Source organism: Polaromonas sp. (assembly GCF_010365105.1).
Taxonomy (GTDB): domain Bacteria; phylum Pseudomonadota; class Gammaproteobacteria; order Burkholderiales; family Burkholderiaceae_C; genus Polaromonas.
In genome coordinates this window covers 47,038-61,339 of record NZ_JAAFGZ010000017.1, presented here as the reverse complement: position 1 = coordinate 61,339, position 14,302 = coordinate 47,038, and the positions used below count along the sequence as shown (strand labels likewise).

Annotated in this window: 15 protein-coding genes and 1 riboswitch; of the genes, 12 read left to right on the top strand and 3 right to left on the bottom strand. The window is 40.9% G+C overall.

Annotated elements, in window-relative coordinates; genetic code table 11:
* The first annotated feature begins 5 nt into the window (after window positions 1-5).
* From hsdR to GZ092_RS12645, 11 genes are all read left to right on the top strand, one after another.
* Window positions 6-2,393: an EcoAI/FtnUII family type I restriction enzme subunit R gene (gene hsdR, locus GZ092_RS12695; protein WP_293636886.1), complete on the top strand. Its 2,388-nt coding sequence runs from the start codon at window positions 6-8 to the stop codon at window positions 2,391-2,393.
* Between the two features lie 48 nt (window positions 2,394-2,441).
* Entirely contained in the window at window positions 2,442-3,113 is a 672-nt protein-coding gene (locus GZ092_RS12690; protein WP_293636885.1) for a hypothetical protein, read from the top strand.
* Between the two features lie 211 nt (window positions 3,114-3,324).
* A complete protein-coding gene (locus GZ092_RS12685; protein WP_293636884.1) occupies window positions 3,325-3,789 on the top strand; it encodes a hypothetical protein in 465 nt (154 codons plus the stop codon).
* 52 nt (window positions 3,790-3,841) lie between these two features.
* Window positions 3,842-4,222: a hypothetical protein gene (locus tag GZ092_RS12680; protein ID WP_293636882.1), complete on the top strand. Its 381-nt coding sequence runs from the start codon at window positions 3,842-3,844 to the stop codon at window positions 4,220-4,222.
* Window positions 4,223-4,234: 12 nt separating this feature from the next.
* Window positions 4,235-4,999 (top strand): lysozyme inhibitor LprI family protein, encoded by a 765-nt coding sequence (locus GZ092_RS12675; protein WP_293636881.1) that lies wholly within the window; start codon window positions 4,235-4,237, stop codon window positions 4,997-4,999.
* Window positions 5,000-5,132: 133 nt separating this feature from the next.
* Window positions 5,133-5,239, top strand: a riboswitch (SAM-I-IV-variant riboswitch).
* 292 nt (window positions 5,240-5,531) lie between these two features.
* The gene (locus GZ092_RS12670; RefSeq protein WP_293636880.1) at window positions 5,532-6,008 is read left to right on the top strand and encodes a YbjN domain-containing protein; all 477 of its coding nucleotides are present in this window, start codon (window positions 5,532-5,534) and stop codon (window positions 6,006-6,008) included.
* Between the two features lie 12 nt (window positions 6,009-6,020).
* Window positions 6,021-6,500 carry a hypothetical protein gene (locus GZ092_RS12665; protein ID WP_293636879.1) on the top strand — a complete coding sequence of 160 codons (480 nt, stop codon included), beginning with the start codon at window positions 6,021-6,023 and terminating at the stop codon, window positions 6,498-6,500.
* 9 nt (window positions 6,501-6,509) lie between these two features.
* Complete coding sequence (locus tag GZ092_RS12660) at window positions 6,510-7,466, top strand: ADP-ribosylglycohydrolase family protein (RefSeq protein WP_293636877.1); 957 nt, start codon at window positions 6,510-6,512, stop codon at window positions 7,464-7,466.
* Between the two features lie 29 nt (window positions 7,467-7,495).
* Entirely contained in the window at window positions 7,496-7,924 is a 429-nt protein-coding gene (locus GZ092_RS12655) for a DUF3293 domain-containing protein (protein WP_293636875.1), read from the top strand.
* A 386-nt stretch (window positions 7,925-8,310) separates the two neighbouring features.
* Complete coding sequence (locus GZ092_RS12650) at window positions 8,311-8,748, top strand: hypothetical protein (protein ID WP_293636873.1); 438 nt, start codon at window positions 8,311-8,313, stop codon at window positions 8,746-8,748.
* Window positions 8,749-8,891: 143 nt separating this feature from the next.
* The gene (locus tag GZ092_RS12645; RefSeq protein ID WP_293636872.1) at window positions 8,892-9,140 is read left to right on the top strand and encodes a hypothetical protein; all 249 of its coding nucleotides are present in this window, start codon (window positions 8,892-8,894) and stop codon (window positions 9,138-9,140) included.
* 989 nt (window positions 9,141-10,129) lie between these two features.
* Here GZ092_RS12645 and GZ092_RS12640 read toward each other — a convergent pair.
* From GZ092_RS12640 to GZ092_RS12630, 3 genes are all read right to left on the bottom strand, one after another.
* Window positions 10,130-10,732 (bottom strand): HNH endonuclease, encoded by a 603-nt coding sequence (locus GZ092_RS12640; RefSeq protein ID WP_293636871.1) that lies wholly within the window; start codon window positions 10,730-10,732, stop codon window positions 10,130-10,132.
* Window positions 10,733-10,738: 6 nt separating this feature from the next.
* Window positions 10,739-11,092 carry a hypothetical protein gene (locus GZ092_RS12635; RefSeq protein WP_293636869.1) on the bottom strand — a complete coding sequence of 118 codons (354 nt, stop codon included), beginning with the start codon at window positions 11,090-11,092 and terminating at the stop codon, window positions 10,739-10,741.
* A gap of 646 nt (window positions 11,093-11,738) precedes the next feature.
* On the bottom strand, window positions 11,739-12,032 hold the full coding sequence (locus tag GZ092_RS12630; RefSeq protein WP_293636868.1) for an H-NS family nucleoid-associated regulatory protein: 294 nt from the start codon (window positions 12,030-12,032) through the stop codon (window positions 11,739-11,741).
* A gap of 774 nt (window positions 12,033-12,806) precedes the next feature.
* On the opposite strand from GZ092_RS12630, the gene GZ092_RS12625 reads away from it, so the two are divergent.
* The gene (locus GZ092_RS12625; protein ID WP_293636866.1) at window positions 12,807-14,108 is read left to right on the top strand and encodes a hypothetical protein; all 1,302 of its coding nucleotides are present in this window, start codon (window positions 12,807-12,809) and stop codon (window positions 14,106-14,108) included.
* Window positions 14,109-14,302: the final 194 nt, after the last annotated feature.

Sequence of the window (14,302 nt, the reverse complement as noted above, 5' to 3'; positions counted from 1 at the left end):
AAATCATGAATGAAGCAGAAACCAGAGCCGAACTTATTGACCCCAAACTGCAAGCTGCCGGATGGGGGGTAATAGAAGGCTCCAAGGTACTGCGTGAATTCCATATCACTGCGGGAAAAATCCTGCTTGGTGGTACCAAAGGCAAACCCCTTATTGCCGATTACGTGCTGGTGTACAAGAACCGAAAACTTGCCACCATTGAAGCCAAATCGGATGAACTTGAAGTCGGTGAAGGGGTAGCGCAAGCCAAGAACTATGCCCAAAAGCTGCAACTCGATTTCACGTATGCCAGCAACGGCAAGAAGATTTACCGAATTGGCATGAAGTCGGGAGCAGAAGGGCTGATCGATGCCTTTCCATCCCCGGATGAGTTGTGGCACCTGATCTTCAGTGATCAGAACGACTGGAAAGACAAACTCGATGCGGTGCCGTTTGAAAGCATGGGCGGCACCAAAGGGGTCAGGTACTACCAAGAACTCGCCGTGACTCGTACCCTCAATGCCATCGCTGAAGAACGCCAGCGCATCCTGCTGACCCTTGCAACAGGTACAGGTAAAACCTTCATCGCCTTTCAGATTGCATGGAAGCTGTTTGAAACCCGGTGGAACCTCAAGCGTGATGGTTCGCGCCGCCCCCGCATCCTGTTTTTGGCAGATCGCAACATACTTGCGAATCAAGCCTTCAATGCGTTTTCAGCCTTTCCAGAAGACGCGTTGGTCAGAATCAGCCCCAAGGAAATTGCAAAAAAAGGTGGTGTGCCTACCAATGGCAGCATCTTTTTCACGATCTTCCGGACGTTCATGTCAGGGCCAAACGACACCCCGTATTTTGGTGACTACCCACCTGACTACTTTGACGCCATCTTCATTGACGAATGCCATCGTGGTGGAGCCAATGATGAAAGCAATTGGCGGGGCATTCTTGAGTATTTTTTACCCGCAGTTCAGATCGGGCTGACCGCTACACCCAAGCGCAAAGACAACGTAGACACCTACAAGTATTTTGGTGAGCCGGTCTTTACGTACAGCCTCAAGGAAGGCATCAATGATGGCTTCCTGACCCCGTTTAAGGTCAAGAGGATACAAACCACCATCGATGACTATATCTACGTCTCAGACGACACCGTGGTGGAAGGTGAAATTGAAGGCGGCAAAGTCTACGAGGAAAAGGACTTCAACCGAATCATTCACATCAAGGAACGGGAAGCAAAGCGGATCAAAGTTTTTCTGGATGATGCAAACCCGAACGAAAAAACCATCGTGTTTTGCGCCAGTCAAGCCCATGCAGCGGTGGTGCGTGACCTGATCAACCAAATTGCAAAAAGTAGCGACCCGTTTTACTGCGTCAGGGTCACGGCGAAAGATGGCGAATTGGGTGAACAATTCCTGCGGGAATTTCAGGACAACGAAAAATCAATTCCAACCATCCTGACCACCTCGCAAAAGCTCAGTACAGGTGTTGACGCCCGTAATGTGCGCAACATCGTTCTGATGCGCCCGGTCAACAGCATGATCGAGTTCAAGCAGATCGTTGGTCGCGGCACCCGCTTGTTCGATGGCAAAACCTATTTCACCATCTACGATTTCGTCAATGCGTTTCACCACTTTGCCGACCCTGAGTGGGACGGTGAGCCGATAGAGCCAGAGGTTTGCCAGAAGTGCGACAGCGACCCCTGCACCTGTGAAAAGTCACCTACCGCGCCGTGTACTGGCTGTGGCAATCAGCCTTGCATCTGCCAGAAAGACCCGCCTGAACCGTGTGAGGTTTGTCTGCAAAGCCCCTGCATCTGTAAAAAGATGGCGGTGGTGAAGTTGAAGGATGGCAAGGAATTCAAGATTCAACACATGATCGCTACTTCCTTTTGGGGCGATGACGGTAAGCCCATCAGTGTTGAAGAGTTCATCAATAATCTCTATGGTGTGTTGCCTTCCTACTTCAAGACGGAACAGGAACTGCGGCAAATCTGGTCAGCCCCAGCCACCCGTAAAGCATTGCTCGATCAGCTTGACGAGGCTGGCTATGGTCAGGATGAGTTGTCTGAACTCCAGAAACTGGTCGATGCTGAAAAATCTGACTTATTTGATGTGCTGGAATACCTAGCCTTCAGTATCGATCCAATCACCCGCCAGCACCGCGTTTCTCAAGCCAAGGTTCAAATACTTAATGGATTGAGTTTGAAGCAAAAGGAGTTCATTGAATTTGTTTTGTTCAAATACATCGATTCAGGTGTTGGAGAACTTGATCAATCCAAGTTGCCAGAACTTATCGAACTCAAGTATCAAAGCATTGCTGATGCAACTGAGGTCTTAGGCGGAGTTGATGAAATTAAGAATTTATTTATTGGGTTTCAAAAGCACCTTTACCATCAATACAAAGCAGTTTTAATTTCATAATGTGATTGTGTGCGCTAAAGCAAACAGCGTTATATTTAAAGAGGAAGTATGTCTGAACCAAAGATAAGCCTAAATAAGCTCGGTGAATACTTAGATGCTACGCCTGCAAGAAGGCGTCGGATTGTTCAAGATCAAATTGATCCAAAAACATTCATTGCGGCCAGATACTCAGATGCACGAGAAGAAATTTCAGTATATCTAGCCACAAACAAATTGAATGATGAACAACTCATCAATGCCGCTATTAATTTAAGAAATCAACAGCACGAAAGTAAGTTCATAGCTCAAGACAAATCACTATCTGCGGATGCAATAGATGATTTCTTGGAGATAGCTGATCAAGTTGGTGCAGAAGGGTATAAATTAGAAAAAGGCAGTGCTACTGATCAAGTATCCATGAATATATCTGGAGTCAATATCTCAGTTAGGCCAGATGTGTATGTAAAAAATGATAACAATGAAGTTGTTGGCGCTATAAAATTACATTTTTCTAAATCAAATCGACTTAATGAAAAATCCTCTGAATATATAGCAACATGTCTGCGGGTTTATTTAGAAGGAAAATATGATGCAAGTAAAATTGATTACAAACTATGCACGGTAGTTGATATCCCATCTGGATCAGTGGTAAACGCCCCGAAAGCAACTAAAAAAAGAATGCAAGATATTACTGCTGCATGTGAAGAAATTGAAGCTCGATGGAAAAACACTAAAACCTAACTGTGCATTCCAGCCGCTGCTAAATGCAGTTGATAAAGTCATTCGTTAAATGATTGTTATTGAGAAGCACAAATTTTCAGAATGGGTTTTATGAATTATTTACTAGCGAAAGTATTTTAAGTCTTAATGCATAACATCACTTATTAACTTTCAAAAGCAGCTCTAGCAACAACAACCATCTCTATCACACTTATATTACATAAATAAATTTATGATTAAACCCACTCAAATTATCTTAGCACTTTCCATTTTTGGTATTACATCTTTCGCTATGGCCGATTGTGAAAAAGGAAGTAAAACAGTTTTTTCTTGTGTTACAGCAAAAGACAAAGTAATCGAAGTTTGCGACTCGGGAAAAACGATTGATTATTCTTATGGAAAAAACAAGTTAAAACCAGAAATCGTTGTCCGTGCTCCAAGAAAGGAAGCATCCACAACACAATGGCAGGGCTTTGGAAAGCATATGTCAAACTCAGTAGAGATTCCAAATGGGAATACCATTTATAGCGTTTTTAAAGGTGTTGATAAGATGATGGAGGGGGATAAAAAAGAACCACAAGTTGAAGCAGGAGTTTCTGTTGAAATCAATAAAAAGCATATAACTACAGTTAAATGTGATAACAAAAAATCAATAATTGAAAATATTGAAGGGATCAACCTGAAGTCCACTGAGTAAATACCATACACCTACACAAAATGGCTTAGTTAAATTTAAAAAAGTTAAATATATGTTCAAAATTTTTTCATTGCTTGTCGGTCTGTTCTTGACTAATTATTGTTATTCTGCCTCCACCGAAATTCCAAGTCAGTTTCATGGATTCTGGGCAACTAAGGAGGGATGTCGTCAAATGAATAAAGAAGGAATTGATGCGCCTTCTGTAGAAATAAAAAAATCAGAAATAAACATGCCATTTAATTCATGCAAAGTCAAGTCTGTAAAAAAATCTGATGCACAGTTATTTGCAGGGCAATTTAACTGTCGTGGTGAAGAAGGTGAAATGAGTAAAAGCAATATAGAAATATTGTTGAGTGATGCGTCAAGCTTGAGTGTAAAAAACAACGATGAGTTGAAAAACTTATCGATTTGCAAACTGAATAATAGAAAATAATATAAACAAACTGTGCTAAAAATAAAAACCTGTATTTATACAGTATTTATATTATTAAATATAAATACTGTATATGCTGTTAGCTTTGATTGCAGTAAAGCATCGAGAGCATCTGAAAAAGCAATATGTTCTAACGTAGAACTGTCTGCACTTGATGACGAATTAAGCACAGCATATAAAAAAGCTTTATTGATAAGCCCAGAAATAAAGTCGAGCCAACGTGAGTGGATTCAATCAACCCGATTATGCGAAAGTAATACGGCGACTTTAAATTCGTGCATCAAAAGTGCATATAGCAATCGAATCTCGATTCTTACCAATAGAACAATACCTGCTAATGTCGCTAGGGTCGAGCCTTTAGTCAAAGGAGCAGAAACCAAGAGAAATGACTCAGTAGCAGTGAATAATGTGCCTGTGAAGTCAGTACAGCCCTCGATTGGGCAGACAGCGCAACCTGTACAGCAGACGATCACTACACTTAGAGTCTCAGCGTCTCTCGCTGAGCAGGAGGTTAGAAAGTTGATAGCTGCTGAATGCAAGGCTGATAAGGTTATGCTGAAGAAAAATCTATCTGTAATAGAAGCAAAAGCTACTATGGATGAATTTGAGAAAGCGGGAGAAGAGATGAAAAAAAGAATACAAAAATTAAGCCAAGACCAAAAGGATGAGTTTTTAATATTTTTCAAAGTGGTTAGAGATCAACCAGAGAAATGTGAAAATCCAGTATTCGACAGGAGTATTCTGGAGGTGGGAAAGATGTATCTACGGAATAATTAATAACCTATATTTATTTTGAAAGTTCGCTTTTCGCTTGGCACAGTAAGGCGGTTGTCTTTTAACGACAGTCATCGAAATTTGTGCTGGATATGGCTGCCAACCTTTCGCTATGCGTCACTTGCTGTTACAATAGTATTTACATTAAGAGTCGGGTTGACGCCCGTGCCAACCTGCTTTTCCGAGCAAGGTGGCCAGCCTTCAAGGCGATGTGGCTTGTAGTGAGCAACTAATCGGCACAGCGTCAACCCTCCAGTCATTCGGAGGGTTTTTTTTCGTCTGATGATTCTTAGAGACATGGCCTGTCTACTCTTTTCGAGTCAAACGGCTGGGGGGATTTGTTCTAGATTGCTGCCCCCGACTCATGTCAATGCAGCTAAACAGGAGACATCATGATCGAATTAAGAACGTCTTTTTTGCGTCTAGTGCCAGTGAGCATGGTTTCACCGGAAAACTTTGACCAAGCCTCAGTAGCCCTGTTCGCCAGACTTATTGCACTCAAATTTTCGAATAATACGAAACTGGAGAGCTTGCAATGTGCAATTTGATTGAAGAAAAAGACGTTACCCCTGTGACGTTATCGTTGGAACTTGAAACTGCCGTAATTGAACATAAGTTAGAGCAAGATGAAGATATTTACGTCACTGAAGGTGGGGTTTTCCCATGCTGGATCAAGGTAATTAAAAACTCTGGATACATTGGATTCACGTCGTACATTATGTTCAGGAAAACATCCTCGTACTTGGATCGATTGGAATTAGCGAACCGCTTCAACAAAAGAAACTACATGACAACAAATCATGTTGACGGTGATAAATTAATGATCGATCATGTTCTTTGTTATAAAAGCGGCATTTTGAAGGAAACGTTCATTCGAGGCTTGCGCCAATATTCCAGCGCAATTTGCAACTCGATCACTGAAATTGATCCTGGCTACATAGTGCTGTTGCCACTAGGAGAAACTGAGTCAAATGAAACAACGAATGAACAAGCCGATAAACCAGAAGTCTAATAAGGAGTTTTTATGCCTTCAATAATTAATTGCGAATGGTCGATTTCTCGTCTTTATGTTGATTCGTCCGACGTGTCAGACGACAACCCAAACAAAGCAAAACTTGTAAAAGCAATACAGTTTCTTCGTGCCCGAGAAGGATTGAAAAAGAAAAAGGAAATTGACAAGCTCGAAGCCCAAGCTTGGAATGCCATGCTGCCTATGCAGCTCGAAGTGAATTTTTCAGATGGCGATATTTTTGATCTTGGTGGACAAGTCACAATTGAAATGAGTGACAAAAATACGTCTTGGAGTATTTGGACCGAACAAGAAAGTGTCGGGTTTCACCTTTCCGTGAAATTTGACCTCGAAGCGATGAGTAACGTGACTGAGAAACAACTTAGGGCATGGGAACGGAAGTCCGGTTGGGACTTTATTGGCGTATCCATCGCCACTGAAGGATACGAAATGGACAATGGCTCTGAAATTCAGTGTTCAGTGGTTGAGGAATAGGTGAGATACATGCATCCAGCCATATCCACTGACCGTCTTGGCCATGCTCGTGGTGCGCTGCTTGGATTGGCATGCGGCGATGCAGTAGGTACCACCGTAGAGTTCAAACCTCGTAATTCCTTCGCGCCGATGACTGACATGGTGGGTGGTGGCCCATTTCACCTCAAGCCTGGTCAATGGACAGATGACACCAGCATGGCCCTTTGCTTGTCATCGAGCCTGATCGAAAAAGGGTTTGATCCGCTTGACCAGATGAACCGTTATGTACGTTGGTATGAGCATGGATACATGTCTAGCAATGGCAGGTGCTTTGACATCGGAAACGCCACCTACGACGCGCTGATGACCTTTAAACGCACTGGTAACCCTCTTGCCGGTTCAATTAGCCCAGACAGTGCAGGTAACGGTTGCACTATGCGCTTAGCCCCTATTCCCATCCGTTACTTGGACATACCTGAACTGGCTCTTGACCTGTGCGTAGAGCAATCCAGAACAACGCATCAAGCCCCGGAATGTTTGATGGCTTGCCGATTACTGGGTGAAGTGCTGATTCGAGCCTTGCAGGGTAGGTCGAAAGACGAAGTGCTGGCACCATCGCAGCAAGTATTGAGACTGTCACCCGGCTTGAAGTCGGTTGCTTCCGGTAGGTACAAAACGAAAACAATGGATCAGATTCGCGGGTCTGGCTACGTCGTTCAAAGTCTCGAAGCAGCCTTTTGGTGCTTTGAGCGAACTGATAATTTTAAGGATTGCGTGTTGCTTGCTGCCAATCTGGGTGACGATGCTGATACAACTGCCGCCGTGGTTGGACAGATCGCTGGAGCCTACTATGGTCAATCAGGCATTCCTGTGGAGTGGCTGGAAAAGCTAACCATGGCTGATGAAATCGGTGTATTGGCGGAGCAACTCGTCAAGGGGGTCTGCGATAGCAAAAGTGGCTTTGAAAAAAGCCATCAATCGGGTTGATAAGTCAATCTATCAACCAAGGATGTGCAATGTTTTCAGAATCCATTATTGATGCAGTGACCCGTCAAGCGTACCTAGAGACTCACTACTACGTTCATGGAGACTTGCCTATGACTTTGCATGTGGGTGTGGCTAGTGAGCCGTTAGCAGCCTACTACAAGACCATGCAGGTCAACTGCTGCACCTTCATCACGGCTTGCAATCCCTACAGTCAATCACTAAAAAATTCAGTCAATGCAGAACGACACAAAGTTCTTGCGCATGAGTTGCGTCAGCTTGACATGAAATTTATCGAAAGCACTGGTCAGCATCCTTCAAACCTTTGGCCGGGTGAGGCCAGTTTTTTGGTATGGAACTTGTCATTGGAGGACAGCAAGAAGTTAGCCATAAAGCATGAACAAAACGCCATCATTTGGTGTGGAAGTGATGCAGTACCACAATTGGTACTTTTGCGGTAATAAAATAAAAGTTGTTGATTTAGATAATCTAGAACGGCTCGTCTGCCGACCATTCCGGTGAAAGACAACAGGGGGGATTTGATCCAGCTTGCGCACCCCGACAGTTTTTGTCAAAGCGCCTAAAAGGAAAGCCAAAACATGGTTGCTAGTACCGTTTTAAGCGTATCCACACGCATTCAGCAGATTTTGCTGATCACAGCGCGTCATTTTTTGATTCCAATACAGGGTCAACACAATCCTGTACTGTGTACTCCACAATCAAATACTCGACGTTCCAAATTTTTAGTAAACCGTGGTGAAATTAATCTTCTCCCACTCGTGATTGTCCGTGTTGCCTGAGATTATATATCATCCGTTTTAATACTGATTATACATGAAAAAACAAAATGAAAAATATAATTAATTATTTGTCACCAGAAGCAAAATCACGGTTATTTGAATATAAGCATTGTAATGTTGGATTTTTTATCAATAGCAATTTTGTGCCAAAAGAAATAATTAAGAATAGAGTTTACACAGTATGCCTATATCCAAAAAATACAGTATTTGATCAATCATCAAACGCTGGAAAAAGCATTACAGAATATCAAAAAAATCAACCATTACCTGTAAAATCTTTTACCGTTGTGGTCCGGGATTCGTCTTTTGATTCTGGTTATTTGTTTGGCGTTCTTGAAAAACATTCTACTCAGGGATTCTTATACAAACCATTTGATTCTGAAAATTTCAAAGATTTCGGGTGCGTTAGGTGTGATTACGCCAATACCGTGGCGAAGTTATTAGAGCCATACTCTTTTCGTAAAGGTGGTGGCAGGATGTATTAATTAAAAAAATTAAAAATGCGAAAAGTGAATCGATTTTTTATGTCGTAGTTATGCTGTCTTTATCAAACATAAAATGTAACTATCAATACTGTATTGTCTGACTAAAATTACCAAAAGGAATTTCTATTATTACTAAACTGCATTTGTCACGTTTGCTCTATGAACAAGACCCAAGAAATACCTGTTGCCGTGTTAATAAAGGAATGGAAGATGAATATGATAGAGTAGCTGGACACATTGTTCAGCAACTAAAGTTTGGTATTCCATTTAAAACTGCCTTTCATGATATTTTCTCATTCTTCTGGTGGAATGGTTGCATGATCGAAAATCCATTCGTTGTTGCCATTATTGAAGCACAATATTACAATCATATTATTCGTCAGGATGTTTAATAATAAAATTAAATGATTATTAAAAACTTCATTGCTTGCTTATTTAAAGACTAACAGAGCCAGATTTTCGACTAAATAAAGCACGTAGCTAAAAATGCAACAAAAAAGGAATCGTTGTGGTCATTACACTCTCTGCCGAGCAACAAGCCCAACTCTTTGCATGGCTTCGGCCAATCACTGAAGCCCATGTCAATGATGGCTGTGAGCCTCCGGGATACTCCCTTGAAATTCGTGTTGCTGGTGGTATATGGGGAAGTGATGCAATGGCGATCTGTGGTTCCCAAAGATTAGATTTGGGCGACGTTAAGGTGACAGTCTCTTGACATTCGATGTTTTACGTAAGCATCTTTTTGTGGGGGTGTGGCATTGTGGTTTTCATCCAGCCTTGTCGAAAATGGGCTTTTGCCACACAGCTTTGACTATCGAGTGACATCTCATAGCCACCCATCATGGCCAGAACGGCGTGGGTGAGGCTAATAGGTGAGTTGGGTAGTTCACCATTAATCCACCCCCAGAGCGCGGCAGGTTGATTCTAGTGTGGTCTGGTATTGGTAAGTAACTATTAATTGTTGCTAGCGTTTTAATCCACAACATCAATAATAGCTTGATAGATTGCTGGAACCAACTTTAGACCATCAGGTTAATATATGGAATGGCTTTCTAAGCTAATTTGGATTGAAAAATTGCTGAATTGGACAATAAGCCTGTTTTGATTAAACCATTTTAAATTAACAACTAAATAAGTTGACCTAATTCCAAAAAACGGTTTGTTTTCTTTTGATAAATATATTAGTCGATATTAGTCTCACTTTTATAATAAAATTAACAGAAGCAAACAGTGCCAAATCTACAATCCATCATTACTCTACTATCCTATTTGTGTTATTGTTCTATTTATGCCATATTACTTTTTTATATTTAAACTTTAAGTTAGATAGCAGGCTATAATGAAGGTTGTATTGAGTGGCTATATATTGTGCGTTGAATTATTAACTCTTAATGCGCCTATAGTTAGAGTGAATGTACGCTATATTTTTGTTCCGTATATGCTCATCGTAACTCTGCTGCAATATTAATGTAATTTTAATATTCTCTTGCTTTTGATGAAGAAATTTAATTTTCGCTGCCCACTCTGGATTCTCTAAAAACAATATTTGAAAATTATCTGGAATCTTTATAGAACTCCATTTTTCGCGATTGCATGGTCGGCAGGAAAAAACAAGATTGTATGATTTTGAAACTCCCCCTGATATAGGTGGAATCACATGATCTATTTCGCTGTGTTTCGGATTCACTATTCCGCAATATTGGCAGGTAAATTTATCTCTAATTGCTGTTTGTTTTTTTAATGCGAGAGTTGGCGGTAAAATTACGATGCCAAATTCATTGTATATTTTAATATGTTTGATAATTGAATATATAGTAGATGTTGAGCAATCAAAATCTGAAGCAAATATTTTGATAAATTTTGAAGGAATTTTATCGAAGCAACGCATCATGTTTTCAATGCAATACCTTCTAAAGTCAGCATAACTGTATTTTAGATTATCGCTAGGATATGGATAGCTAAAACGTCGCATAAAATATTGCATTCTTAATTACTGGTCTGAAGCTTCATCAATAATTTTCTTGATCCATTTGGAAGCTCCAAGAGATAGAAATTTTTGATGCTGGAAAGGTGTAACTCTTATCGATATCGACTTGCTTGCAGGATTAGTAGAAGGTGGCCTACCCGCGCCGCCACCGGGGTTTCGATAGCCATCATCTTCAATCTCATTTCCATACTCATCAAATTTTGGTTTCCTAATCTTCAATTGTTGCGGTCTATAAGACTCTTCTTCCGTTGTCGTGAACAATTTTCTTGATGGAGCAGGCTTTTCAGGACTAACGCTAATCAGCCAATGATTAAATTCGTTATCGAGTTCGTCTTCATCTAAGTCATAGTCGCGCATGTGGCAGATGCATTCAAATAATAATATTTAATATGTCAATGAGTTGACTTAAGACTAAATAGTTTTTGAGAATGCCAAATTTGAAACAAAGACATAGCGCAAAATCGATTATTTGGGGTTATTGTATTGCAGGGCCGTAAAGCGGTTATAAAGAGTCGGCAATGAGTTGGGCAGGGTAGGGAATTTTAAACGCCTCTGCGCCCTTTTAGTGGGTACTGGGACGGTTGCTGTAATGAGGATACTTGCGATTTTTTGTGATGACAAGTTCTAATTAAAACTTGACTATGACATACCTATATCAAAAGCTCGACAGCAGTTGAATGTGTTTCTAAGCCAAAATTCCAAAGTGCAGCGGAACGCATGGCTTTGACGATAGGCAGAACATCGGACTTTGGCAAATTACCCAAGTTTCAAGAATGAATTTGTCTAGCAAGTGAAGAATGGCACTGATCGTCACGTCGCCCACTTCACACGAATGATTTTCTGATCAAGATAACATTGAAGGCGGTCAATGTACTAGTGCTGCTACACAATGCAGTCGATCCAGTTGGCACTTTATGATTCCGGCCTATCCGCTGTGCTTCAATGGTAGACGGTCTGCACTTCGACAACAACTGCTCATTGCGCACCACAAAACCAAAAATTGTTAAACGCGGAAGTCTTTCTTATCCCGCCCACGCAAAAATACGGGCGGAATTCCAACCCCATTCCATGTTTCGCCAGATACGGGGTCTTTGTATTTCACCTCGGATGCAGATTTTGCTGCATTCCTACTTTTGTAGTCAGAGGGTCCGAACAGTTCTTCTTTGGTCAGGGTGTGTCTGTCAACAAGGGCAAGCACTTCTGTAATCGCTTTAGTGCGTTCGATAGCAATTAGTTCGGAAATTTGAACTTCGAGTGCTTCTTTTTTGGCGATCAATTCTTCAAGTGTTGCGGTCATTGGGCAGTGTGGTCTAGTGAAATTGTTATTTTACCTTTGCGACGCAGAATCATTCTCAAAGGTGGATATCGATGCGCAATCACTAGCCAAGAAACAATCCACAGTGATAGATACCTTTGAATTTCGAATAACAATCCTTGAAACACGTTGATTTTTTAATTCGATGTCTTTTTTGTTGCTAAGGATCAAGTGGAAGCTTGCTAGAAAGGCCGTGGCAGCGTTTTCGAGTGTAGGGTAGGGGGGTCTGTGGCTTGGATGCTGTTGCGTGCGTCTACGGTCGTTTAAATAGTTTTAGGTTCATTTTTCAATACTGTATTGATTTATCAATGACTATTCTAATAATAGTTGAATGGCTGGCAGTGCGTACTTAATATTGTTCTGAGTTTCGATCATTCCTGAATCAAAAATAGATATTGTTTTAAGAAATGAATTTCTCCACAGGAAATAGGTAAAAATCAACAATAATCGGATCGATCATCGATAGAATAAATATTTGTGATATAATGCAAGCGTTGATCGGTGGAATGGTTTTGCCGGTCAACTCCAGTCTCGGGAATAGATTCTTCAACAGTTGTAAAACCAAATGAATTTATTGCTAGGCACGGAAGTTCAATTGAAACTTCTGGCCGAGCAATGTTGTTTCTGGGTTTTTAATTAACGAAAAGGAATTTATGACCGATACGCGCAACCTCACCCCCACTTTGCCGATGGGGTGCCTCAAAAATGATCAGATAATTCGCATATCTGATCAAGTGATTTCAGTGGGAGAGAATCATGTTTGATTTCACCCAGCATCTGAAATTCCACAAACCTGTCCCTGTTCTTTCTTGTGACTTTTCATCTGAATACGATGAATCTGAGTTCCTTGGGTTAACACTGGGTGATGATGATGCATATGATCGATATGCCTTTATCAATCCAGAGAACGCAGGTACTAAAACACTGCCTCACTTGGGTGGACATTTCAGCAAACAAGTTGTTGCCCCTGATGAACAACGATTCTTGAAGGGTTCCCACACCAAAAAGCGATTGGCAACAGCCTTAGCTACCATGGGCAATGAAGGTTTGCTCAAAAAGACTCTACTGTGGCCAGCGGTCAGCAAATTAGAAGCAGATGATCTATTTCTGCGTTTTTGTCGCAAGGCAGCAAAAATAGATGAACGTGAAGCAGGTAAGGCAGCCAAAATATTGAATAGAAATGGCAGACCCTACAGAAGGGGCGAGAAAAGAACAAATCCATTCAGTACATATCAATCATTCAAGTTTTTGACTATTTTGCACAAAGTGGTTCATCTATGTGATGGTGAGGCAGTCAATGCAGTCAAGCAAATGATGTATCAGGTGAATGAATCTTTCAGTAGGGTATCTGGTGTTTCATGTCTAGGTGCGGCTGAATGCGAAATTATATCTCGACGGTTGATGCGTAAAATTCGTCAATTGACTATAGATGGCAAGAAAAGTCAGATTGATTTTAATGGTGGCTATATTTCGGTGGAACGAAAGAAAGAAATAGAAAAAACTATTGAAGCTCAAGAATTTAGAAAACTTAATGTTTGTGAAGGATTGAGTCTTGATAATGATGCTTCTTTGTATGCTAATGATGCGTCTGAAATATTGATTCATTTCCATGGCATTGTATGTGCACCATCGCATGCAAAATTCGATGAAATACTAAATGTTCTTAAAAGTAATTCAATGTGGCAAAAACAACCATGGCAGATCGAACTAAAGTGCTTGACTAAGAAGTATGGTAAAAAAGTTAAATCTGTGGTTAATAATTTTCGTGATATCAGTGACTACGTTGTCAAGGGTGGAAATGATTGGGTTGGGAAGAAGGCATACCTTCGGTACAAACTAAGATTTTCTAATGATATGCCATTAAGTGAAGAGGAAATGGATAACATCAATTGGCGTACTAATGAATTACTTAGGCTGGATAAAAAAGACCATGGACAGGTAAAAGATTTACTTTCGTTATCGGTTAATGAAATTAATATTTTGGCGAAAACAATAGATGCAATGATGAACTTAAAGAAAAACTGTAAAGGTCACATCTTCTGTTATGGTCATTGGTAAATCTGAAATCTTGAATTTTCATAGACATCAAATTACCATTTAGTGTATCTAGGTTGGATGATCAACCTTATGATTCCTGAGTGATCAAATTTGTTGGGTGTAGGGTAAGTTGAATTTTGTCCATAGATTTGTTGCAGGACAATTGGCTTGCAGCCCAATAGGCATGCGGGTCGTGGCATAGATTCAATGATACC

Bases quoted from the DNA above. Each gene is read 5' to 3' on its own strand.
- hsdR (WP_293636886.1), top strand. From the start codon at position 6: ATGAATGAAGCAGAAACCAGAGCCGAACTTATTGACCCCAAACTGCAA.
- GZ092_RS12690 (WP_293636885.1), top strand. From the start codon at position 2,442: ATGTCTGAACCAAAGATAAGCCTAAATAAGCTCGGTGAATACTTAGAT.
- GZ092_RS12685 (WP_293636884.1), top strand. From the start codon at position 3,325: ATGATTAAACCCACTCAAATTATCTTAGCACTTTCCATTTTTGGTATT.
- GZ092_RS12680 (WP_293636882.1), top strand. From the start codon at position 3,842: ATGTTCAAAATTTTTTCATTGCTTGTCGGTCTGTTCTTGACTAATTAT.
- GZ092_RS12670 (WP_293636880.1), top strand. From the start codon at position 5,532: ATGTGCAATTTGATTGAAGAAAAAGACGTTACCCCTGTGACGTTATCG.
- GZ092_RS12665 (WP_293636879.1), top strand. From the start codon at position 6,021: ATGCCTTCAATAATTAATTGCGAATGGTCGATTTCTCGTCTTTATGTT.
- GZ092_RS12660 (WP_293636877.1), top strand. From the start codon at position 6,510: ATGCATCCAGCCATATCCACTGACCGTCTTGGCCATGCTCGTGGTGCG.
- GZ092_RS12655 (WP_293636875.1), top strand. From the start codon at position 7,496: ATGTTTTCAGAATCCATTATTGATGCAGTGACCCGTCAAGCGTACCTA.
- GZ092_RS12650 (WP_293636873.1), top strand. From the start codon at position 8,311: ATGAAAAATATAATTAATTATTTGTCACCAGAAGCAAAATCACGGTTA.
- GZ092_RS12640 (WP_293636871.1), bottom strand. From the start codon at position 10,732: ATGCAATATTTTATGCGACGTTTTAGCTATCCATATCCTAGCGATAAT.
- GZ092_RS12635 (WP_293636869.1), bottom strand. From the start codon at position 11,092: ATGCGCGACTATGACTTAGATGAAGACGAACTCGATAACGAATTTAAT.
- GZ092_RS12630 (WP_293636868.1), bottom strand. From the start codon at position 12,032: ATGACCGCAACACTTGAAGAATTGATCGCCAAAAAAGAAGCACTCGAA.
- GZ092_RS12625 (WP_293636866.1), top strand. From the start codon at position 12,807: ATGTTTGATTTCACCCAGCATCTGAAATTCCACAAACCTGTCCCTGTT.